The organism is Fretibacterium sp., assembly GCF_057312375.1.
Genome location: NZ_DBHLDX010000004.1, coordinates 65,699 through 74,277, shown reverse-complemented (window position 1 = coordinate 74,277; position 8,579 = coordinate 65,699). Strand labels below are relative to the sequence as shown.

Annotated in this window: 9 protein-coding genes; 8 read left to right on the top strand and 1 reads right to left on the bottom strand. The window is 64.9% G+C overall.

Going from position 1 to position 8,579, the window contains the following annotated elements; genetic code table 11:
• A partial coding sequence (locus tag ACO41U_RS01670; protein WP_485941222.1) for a hypothetical protein occupies window positions 1-205 on the bottom strand: 205 nt, incomplete at its 3' end.
• On the opposite strand from ACO41U_RS01670, the gene ACO41U_RS01665 reads away from it, so the two are divergent.
• The 8 genes from ACO41U_RS01665 (at window position 180) to ACO41U_RS01630 (ending at window position 8,570) form a co-directional block, all read left to right on the top strand.
• Entirely contained in the window at window positions 180-827 is a 648-nt protein-coding gene (locus tag ACO41U_RS01665; RefSeq protein WP_485941221.1) for a ParA family protein, read from the top strand. The two genes, ACO41U_RS01670 and ACO41U_RS01665, sit on opposite strands and share 26 nt — an antisense overlap.
• Window positions 828-960: 133 nt before the next feature.
• Window positions 961-1,908: an ABC transporter permease gene (locus ACO41U_RS01660; RefSeq protein WP_298779838.1), complete on the top strand. Its 948-nt coding sequence runs from the start codon at window positions 961-963 to the stop codon at window positions 1,906-1,908.
• A gap of 8 nt (window positions 1,909-1,916) precedes the next feature.
• On the top strand, window positions 1,917-2,819 hold the full coding sequence (locus ACO41U_RS01655; RefSeq protein ID WP_485941220.1) for an ABC transporter permease: 903 nt from the start codon (window positions 1,917-1,919) through the stop codon (window positions 2,817-2,819).
• Window positions 2,820-2,829: 10 nt separating this feature from the next.
• Window positions 2,830-3,810 (top strand): ABC transporter ATP-binding protein, encoded by a 981-nt coding sequence (locus ACO41U_RS01650; RefSeq protein WP_485941219.1) that lies wholly within the window; start codon window positions 2,830-2,832, stop codon window positions 3,808-3,810.
• The gene (locus ACO41U_RS01645; protein WP_485941218.1) at window positions 3,800-4,753 is read left to right on the top strand and encodes an ABC transporter ATP-binding protein; all 954 of its coding nucleotides are present in this window, start codon (window positions 3,800-3,802) and stop codon (window positions 4,751-4,753) included. Before ACO41U_RS01650 ends, ACO41U_RS01645 begins: the two co-directional genes overlap by 11 nt.
• A 73-nt stretch (window positions 4,754-4,826) precedes the next feature.
• Window positions 4,827-6,338: an ABC transporter substrate-binding protein gene (locus ACO41U_RS01640; RefSeq protein ID WP_485941217.1), complete on the top strand. Its 1,512-nt coding sequence runs from the start codon at window positions 4,827-4,829 to the stop codon at window positions 6,336-6,338.
• Between the two features lie 226 nt (window positions 6,339-6,564).
• Window positions 6,565-8,292: a M28 family peptidase gene (locus tag ACO41U_RS01635; protein WP_485941216.1), complete on the top strand. Its 1,728-nt coding sequence runs from the start codon at window positions 6,565-6,567 to the stop codon at window positions 8,290-8,292.
• Between the two features lie 41 nt (window positions 8,293-8,333).
• On the top strand, window positions 8,334-8,570 hold the full coding sequence (locus tag ACO41U_RS01630) for a hypothetical protein (RefSeq protein WP_485941215.1): 237 nt from the start codon (window positions 8,334-8,336) through the stop codon (window positions 8,568-8,570).
• The last annotated feature ends 9 nt before the right edge of the window (window positions 8,571-8,579 follow it).

Genomic DNA, 8,579 nt, shown 5'->3' with positions numbered 1-8,579 from the left:
GGGAGCCGCCCTGATCCCAGTAGGTCAGCTGGAACGCGCCGTTGGCGAGGACGTTCTCCACGCCCTGACCGTACCGGTCGCCCTGGGCCTTGAAGAAGGCCTCGTTGGCCGGGTAGTGTGTTAAGCTATGGAGGCCCTGCTTCGGGCCGGCAGTTTGGAGCGAACGGAGGAACGCGGACTTGGAGAAACTTGCGGTGGCGGTCATCAACCATAAGGGGGGCGTGGGGAAGACCACGCTGTCCCTCATCCTGACCCAGATGGCGCTCATGAAGCGGCACAGGGTTCTCGCCGTGGACCTGGACCCCCAGCGCAACTTCACGGACGCCCTCTCCTTCATCCGGGGCTACTTCAAGGAGAGCCTGCGAGTGAAGGGGGCCCTTGCCCCAGAGGACGCCGAGGCCCCGGAGGATTGGATCGTCCTGGACTGCCCGCCGTCGATGGGGGCGATCTCCAAGGTCGCGCTGAACTTTGCCGACATCGCGCTGGTCCCCGTGCGGCCGGACCTCTTCTCGCTCTCCAACCTGGGCGTGCTCTACTCCGTCGCGCGGGAGTGCGGCAAGGACAGGAGCCAGCTGCCGCTGGTCAAGGTGGGGTACGACGCCACGCGCCTCGCTCAAATGGCGGAGGAGGTCATCGCCGGCGAGAGGTATCCCGTGGCGGCCAGCCTGCCCCTCAACCGCCTGATCCCCTACAACATCGCGTCCGGCCGCATCTGGTCCACCGGCCTGAGCGCGGAGGCCCGCGCGCCCTACGAACGAATGTTCGCGCGCCTCGTGACCGCCTATCAGCGTATGCTGGAGGGGGACTTCAGCACGGCCTGGCAGTAGGAGCCAGGGGCGCATCGAGCCCCTTTTGCGCGTTTCCTCGCCTGCGGTGACAAGGTTCTTTTGTGAAGTGATATAATGGGAGAGCATTTTTTAAAAAACTTCAGTATTACTTGCAAGGTGAGGCTGATAGTTGATGCTGCGCTATATTCTACGTAGGCTCCTGATGATGATTCCCGTGTTGGTTGGTGTTACGTTCATCGTCTTTTTCATCCTGGCCCTGACGCCTGGGGACCCGGCCGCCATCATCCTGGGTGACGGCGCGACGCCGGAGCTCCTGCAGCGGACGCGAGAGGAGCTCGGCCTCGATCGGCCCATCGTCGTGCGCTACCTGATCTACATGAAGGACGCCCTGCACGGGGACCTGGGGGTTTCCTACCGCAACCGAATCGACGTCATGGCCATGGTGCTGGAGCGCTTCCCCGCGACCTGCGTCCTGGCCCTGGCCGGAATTTTTGTGGCGCTCCTCATCGGAATCCCCACCGGTATCATCTCGGCGAAGCACCAGTACACCCTGCTCGACTACACGACGACCGTCCTGTCGCTCATCGGGGTCGCCATGCCCAACTTCTGGTTCGGGCTCCTGGTGGTCCTCATCTTCTCGCTGGGGCTTGGCTGGCTGCCCTCGCAGGGGATGGGCGAAGGGTTCGTGCCCCTCATGAAGAGCCTCATCCTTCCCGCCCTGACGCTCGGCACAGGCTGTGCGGCGACGATCGTCCGGATGACGCGCTCCAGTATGCTCGAGGTGATCCGACAGGACTACATCAGCACCGCGCGCTCCAAGGGCATTTCGGAGAGCGCCGTCACCATGCGGCACATGATGCGCAACGCGCTCATCCCCATCGTCACGGCGGTGGGGCTTCAGTTCGGGCACCTCCTGGGCGGCGCCATGCTGACGGAGACCATCTTCTCCTGGCCGGGGTTGGGGAGGCTCATGGTGGACTCCATCAAGTCCAAGGACATGCCGCTGGTGCTGGGGTCCGTCATCTTCCTGGCCGTCATGTTCTCCGTCGTCAACCTGGTGGTCGACATCATCTACGCCTTCGTGGACCCCCGGATCAAATCTCAGTACCAGAAGGCGTGAGGTGCCCCATGAACGATCGGATTTCGCAGGACAACGCGCAGCGCGAGCAGAGGTCCCTCTGGGAGGAGGCGTGGCGCCGGTTCCGCAAGAACCGGCTGGCCATCCTTTCTCTGGCCTTCCTGCTCCTGTTGGCCGCCGTCGCGGCGGTGACCATACTCTGGGATTTTGCCGACGGCCGGGCGTTCTACAACGCGCACGTCATCAAGCAGAACCTTCGCCTGAGGCTGAAGGGCCCCAGCGCGGAGCACATCTTCGGCCTGGACGAGTTCGGGCGCGACATGTTCCTCAGGATGCTCTGGGGAATACGCTATTCCCTCTTCATGGGGATGGCGGGCATCGCCTTTTCGACGCTTCTGGGAGGGCTCATCGGGGCCGTCGCAGGGTACTACAAGAGACTGGACAACGTTTTGATGCGAGCCATGGACGTCCTGCTGGCGATCCCTTCCATGCTCCTGGCGACGGCCATCGTGGCGGCTCTGGGGCCGGGGCTGGTCAACGTCCTGATCGCCATCAGCATCGCCTACGTCCCGACGTTTGCCCGCACGCTCCGCGCCTCCGTGCTCACGATCAAGGAGCAGGAGTTCATCGAGGCGGCTCGATCCGTCGGCGCGGACAACCCGCGCATCATCATGCGCTACATCGTCCCCAACTCGCTTGCCCCCCTGATCGTTCAGTCCACCCTGGGAGTCGCCGGCGCCATCCTCTCCATCGCGGGCCTGAGCTTCCTGGGCCTGGGCATCCAGCCGCCGACCCCGGAGTGGGGTTCCATGCTCTCCAACGCCCGAACGTACATCCGCGATGCGTGGCACATCACCATGATCCCCGGCGCGGGGATCATGCTCACCATCCTGGCGCTCAACCTCGTGGGCGACGGCCTGCGCGACGCGCTGGACCCGAAGTTGAAGAGCTGAGGCGGCCGACATGGAAAAGCTGATCGAGATCAAGGACCTTGCCATCCACTACGAGACCGACGACGGCGTCGTCAAGGCGCTGAACTCCGTTTCGCTGAGCCTCGTCAAGGGGCGGACGCTGGGCGTGGTCGGGGAGACGGGCGCTGGGAAGACGACGCTGGGCAAGGGCATCCTGCGGCTCATCCCCGCGCCGCCCGGACGGATCGTGTCGGGTTCGGTGCTGTTCGAGGGACAGGACCTGCTGAAGCTGTCGGAAGCGGAGATGCGCAAGATTCGTGGGCGCAGCATCTCCATGATCTTTCAGGACCCCATGACGAGCCTCAACCCCGTCATGACCGTCGGGGATCAGATCATGGAGGTCATCCAGGCGCACAAGAACCTCCGTCGTCAGGAGGCCTGGCAGGAGGCCTGCCGCATCCTGGAGATGGTGGGGATTCCCGGACAGAGGGGCAGGGAGTATCCCCATCAGTTCTCCGGCGGGATGCGGCAGCGGGTTGGCATCGCCATCGCCCTGGCCTGCGCGCCCACGCTCCTCATCGCGGACGAGCCCACGACGGCGCTGGACGTCACCATTCAGGCTCAGGTGCTGGAGATGATCCGGGACCTCAAGAAGGCGTTGGGCACCTCCGTCATCCTCATCACCCACGACCTGGGCGTCGTCGCCCACAACTGCGACTACGTGGCGATCATCTACGCGGGAACGCTGATGGAGTACGGGGTCCTGCGCGAGATCTTCAAGTCCCCCCAGCACCCCTACACGATCGGGCTCTTTGGCTCCATCCCAAGCCTTGAGAGGAAGTCGGACCGCCTGCGCCCCATCCCCGGCCTGATGCCGGACCCGACGAACCTGCCTCCGGGCTGTCCCTTCTCGGAGCGGTGTCCCCACAGCGCGGAGGTCTGCAGCAGGGAAGTTCCCGCGCTCGTGCAGCTTGGTGGCGAACACGCGGTGCGCTGCGTCCTGGCCAGAGGGAGGGTGTCGCATGACCGATGAAATCCTGAGGGTGGAGCACCTGAAGAAGTACTTCAGCACGAAGGGCGGGACGCTTCACGCGGTGGACGACGTGTCCTTCAGCATCCGCCGGCGCAGGACGCTGGGGGTGGTAGGGGAGTCGGGCTGCGGAAAATCGACGCTGGGCCGCAGCATCCTGCGGCTTCAGGAGCCGACGTCGGGCACGGTGCAGTTCAACGGAGAGGACATCCTGGGGTTTGGCGCGGCGCGGCTCAAGGCGCTCCGGCGCGAGATGCAGATCGTCTTTCAGGACCCCTTCGCCTCCCTGAACCCGCGGATGACCGTCTTTGAAACGATCACGGAACCCCTGTTGATCCAGGGCGTCTACGCCAGCCGAAAGCAGCCGGAGCTCCGGCAGAAGGTGCGCGAGATCATGGCCCTCGTCGGACTGTCCGAGCGCCTGATCAACGCCTACCCCCACGAGCTGGACGGCGGGCGGCGGCAGCGGATCGGGATCGCCCGTGCCCTGGCCCTCAGCCCGCAGTTCATCGTCTGCGACGAGCCGGTGTCGGCCCTCGACGTTTCGATCCAGGCGCAGATCCTGAACCTGATGCAGGACCTGCAGCGCGACCTGGGCCTGACCTACATGTTCATCACGCACGACCTCTCCGTCGTCAAGCACCTGTCCGACGAGATCGCCGTGATGTACCTGGGTCAGGTCGTGGAGCTGGCGTCCGCCGACGAGGTCTTCGCCAACCCGCTGCACCCCTACACGAGGGCGCTGCTCTCGGCGATCCCGACGCCGGACCCGGACTTTGTGACGGAGCGCATCATCCTGCGGGGCGAGATCTCCTCGCCGATCGACCCGAAGCCGGGCTGTCGCTTTGCCGGGCGGTGCGTCGATGCCACGCCGGCCTGCTCGGAGGCGGACGTGCCGCTGCGTGAGGTCGCTCCCGGCCACCTCTGCGCCTGCACGCTGTGCTGAGGCGGGCGTCACTCGACATAACCCGGGAGGCCCCGGTTATGGTGCTTAAATTCTTTTACAGGAGGTCTGTTTTATGAAGCGGTTCCATTCGGCATTGCTCATCGCGGCGCTCGTCCTCTCGCTCTCCCAGCCGGTTGCGCTGTCGGCGGCGGAGAACAAGGACACGTTGACCTGGGCTCAGGGAGCTGACGTCACGTCCCTGGACCCCCACATCGGCAAGGAGACCCCTGCCGTCATGGCGACGAACCAGATCTTCGACACGCTGTTCACGACGGACGACGAGGGGAAGATCGTGGGGCAGATCGCGGAGTCGTGGAAGTACCTCAGCGACACGGAGCTCGAGGTCCACGTCCGCAGCGGGATCAAGTTTCACGACGGCTCTCCCCTCTCGGCTTCGGACGTGAAGTTCTCCCTGGATCGGGCGATCGCCTCCACCGCAGTTTCCTACATCGTGAACTTCATCAAGGAGGTCCGTGTCGTGGACGATCACACCGTCGTCATCGAGACGGCCAAGCCCTACGCGGCGGCGCTGCGGAACCTGGCGCACCCCTCCTCGGCCATCGTTCCGGAGGCCTACGTGAAGGCCGACGAGGCGCGTTTCCGTCTGAACCCCGTCGGGTCGGGGCCCTACAAGTTCGTGAGCTGGAAGCAGGGAGACTCCCTGAAGCTGGAGGCCTTCGACGAGTACTACGCGGGCGCCCCCAAGACGAAGAACCTCGTGATGAAGGTCGTCCCGGAGGCCGCGCAGCGTACCATCGCTCTCGAGACGGGCGAGGTGGACATCGCAAACGACATCCAGGCCAACGACCAGCAGAAGGTCCGCGACAACCCCGACCTGACATTGAACGAAAAGGCAGGCCTGAACTGCTGGTACCTTTCGTTCAACATGAAGAAGAAGCCCTTTGACAACAAGCTGGTGCGCCAGGCGATCCGGCACGCCATCGACGTGAACACGATCATCGACTCCATCATGTACGGCGGGGGCGAGCCGGCCGGCGACCTCATCGCGCCGGGCGTGTTCGGCTACGCCGGAGACAAGCCCTATACGTACGACGTCGAGCTGGCCAGGAAGCTTCTGGCCGAGGCGGGATATCCGGACGGCTTCTCCTGCAAGCTGTGGGTGAACGACAATCAGACCCGCATCGAGGTCTGTCAGGCCATTCAAGCCATGCTGCTGGAGGTCGGCATCCAGTGCGAGGTGGAGGTCATGGAGTTCGGGAGCTTCATCGAGCGCACCTCCAAGGGCGAGCACGACATGGCGTACTTCGGCTGGACCACCTCGACGGCGGACGCCGATTACACCTACTATTCCCTGGTGTACTCCACGCAGACCGGCGCGCCGGGGAACCGCAGCTTCATCCAGGACCCCAAGGTCGATGAGCTGGTGGACCTGGGCCGCGGCAACACGGACGAGACGATCCGCCGCAAGGCCTACGCCGACCTGGAGCAGATCCTGCAGGACCTCTCCAACAACGCACCTCTGGTCTACAGCACGCTGAACTCCGGAACGTCCAAGAAGGTCCACGGCTTCGTCCTGGACCCCGCGGGATATCATAAGCTGGAGAACGTCACGGTCGAGAAATAGAGCTTTGCCGGGACGCCTCCAGGAGGCGGGGCTGTCGTTCCGGTCGGCAGCCCCGCTTTTCATTGCGGATTTTCTGGGCCGATGCAGGGGCGTGACCGAGGCTATGGGCTGAAGGGCCGAGTGTTGGAGGGGCATTGGACGGAGGGCAGGGCGTCGTTGACCGCTTTGGGGTCATAGGCGCTTCTTCATTAAGGCTTAGAGTGGCAGATAGGCGGTTTGATATGACATGCTGAACGATCGCACCGCGGACTTGGCTTCCCTCCTGGACCGCGACGAACTCTACCAGGATTTCCTACGGATTGCCTCCTTCGTGAGGCGCTCGGACGGCGAGGGGGAGGAGGCTGCCAGGCAGTACATCCAATCCCGGCTTGCAGGGGCTGGCGTCTCCTGCTCTCGAAGCGCGGAGAAGGGCCTTCTGGCCTTTGGGGGGCCGGGCGTTGTGACGCTCGCCGATGGGGCGTCCGGGAGGAGCTTCCCGGCCAGGGCGTGGAACTTCTCCGCGCCGGCAGACGGCGTGCGCGGCGTCGGCCACAGGATGGGCGCGGAGGACTTCCCCGTCTCGCCCCTGGACTACCTTTCCTCCCGCGTCCCGCACGGCACAAAACAGGACCTTGCGGGGCGCATCGTGCTGTCGCGCTCCTTCTCTCCGGAGGCCGTGCTCTCCGCCCAGGATCGCGGGGCGGCGGGCTTCGTCATCTGCTGGCCCACGGAGGATGAGCGGGAAATCCACCAGAGCGGCGTCGCGATGATGTGGGGGACCCCCCTTCCGGAGGAGACGAGGTGGCTGCCGGGCATCCCCGTGCTGGCAGTGAACGGGGCGGACGGCCGCGAGCTGATGAGGCGGGACGGCGCGGAGCTCTCTCTGTCCTGCTCCAGCGAGGTCCGGGTTTCGGACGTCGTCCGCCTTGAGGCGCGGGTTACCTCTACGGAGGGGCAGCCGTACTTCCTGCTGGTGGGAGCTCACCTGGACAGCAAGCACTACGGGGCTACGGACAACGCCACCGGCGCCGCTCTTGCCCTGGCGCTGGCTCTGGCGGCGGCCCGCATGGAGAGGCGGCGCTTCGGCCTGCGGGTCTGCTGGTGGTCCGGACACGAGTTCGGCAAGTACACGGGGTCCTCCAACTATGCCCGGGAGCACTTTGGGGAGGTTTTGAAGCACTGCCTCTGCTACACGAACATCGACATGCCGGGCATGAGGGGCGCGTCGGACTTCAGTTCCGTCACCGCCGGACCGGACCTGTTTGCCCTGGCGGCCGATGCGGTGTACGGCGTCACGGGACAACGAGGGGCCCCGGTGGGGCGCGTGCGCTCCTGGGATCAGTCCTTTCAGAACATCGGCGTGTCCCCCTTCTTCATCTGGACCTCCGCGCTGCCCCAGGGCGACCCCAACAGGACGGGCGGCACCTCCATGCCCTGGTGGTGGCACACCGAGGCGGATACGGTGGACTTCTGCGATCGCCAGGTGCTGGAGACGGACGCCGGGATCTATGCGTCGGGCCTGTCCGGCCTGATGAAAGCGGGAGAGGGCGTGCCCTTCGACGTCGCGGCGCTGTGCGACGCCCTGCAGGAGTGGCTTAAGGAGCTGCGGGGGGCCCTGCGCCCCTGGCTGGACCTGGGGACTCTGTGCGCGGCGCTCGACGGGTTTCAAGACGCATGGCGGGAGCGCGGCGGCACGGACCTCGCAGTGGCGCTGAGCGCCGTCAGGCTGCTGAACCGGATGTACTACGCTGCCCGCGGGCCTCACCTTCAGGATTGGAGCGGAGGGGCGGACTTCGTCCCCGGGCTTTCGGAGGCGGCCCGCCTCCTGCTGCGCGGCACGGGGTCGGACCGCGCCCAGGCCGTCCTCCTCAACTACGCGGCGTCGCAACTGAACCGCCTCCTCCTGTTGGTCGACGCCCTGAACGCTTTGCCCCTCCGCGGGGAGGGACCCGTACGGAGCACGGAATTGTTTTGACATTGTTTTGATTTTGAAAGGCAGGCGCGAGAGATATGGGAATGTGGGATAACGCATTTGAAACAAGGTGGTCCTGTGTTTTTCTGGCGGCGTACGTCGTCGTGATGCTGCCGGTCAAGTGCTTCTACTCCACGGAGTACGTTCCGTCGTGGAAGGGGCTGCCGCTCTTTATGGTGGGCTGGTTCTGGCTCACGGTGGCCGTCATGGTCCTGATCTTCCTGTTCTACTGGCAGGCGATGGGGCGTGAGGAGTATCGGGCGTTTGGGACGGAGGACTAATGGTCCGCG

Bases quoted from the DNA above. Each gene is read 5' to 3' on its own strand.
- ACO41U_RS01660 (WP_298779838.1), top strand. From the start codon at position 961: ATGCTGCGCTATATTCTACGTAGGCTCCTGATGATGATTCCCGTGTTG.
- ACO41U_RS01655 (WP_485941220.1), top strand. From the start codon at position 1,917: ATGAACGATCGGATTTCGCAGGACAACGCGCAGCGCGAGCAGAGGTCC.
- ACO41U_RS01650 (WP_485941219.1), top strand. From the start codon at position 2,830: ATGGAAAAGCTGATCGAGATCAAGGACCTTGCCATCCACTACGAGACC.
- ACO41U_RS01645 (WP_485941218.1), top strand. From the start codon at position 3,800: ATGACCGATGAAATCCTGAGGGTGGAGCACCTGAAGAAGTACTTCAGC.
- ACO41U_RS01640 (WP_485941217.1), top strand. From the start codon at position 4,827: ATGAAGCGGTTCCATTCGGCATTGCTCATCGCGGCGCTCGTCCTCTCG.
- ACO41U_RS01635 (WP_485941216.1), top strand. From the start codon at position 6,565: ATGCTGAACGATCGCACCGCGGACTTGGCTTCCCTCCTGGACCGCGAC.
- ACO41U_RS01630 (WP_485941215.1), top strand. From the start codon at position 8,334: ATGTGGGATAACGCATTTGAAACAAGGTGGTCCTGTGTTTTTCTGGCG.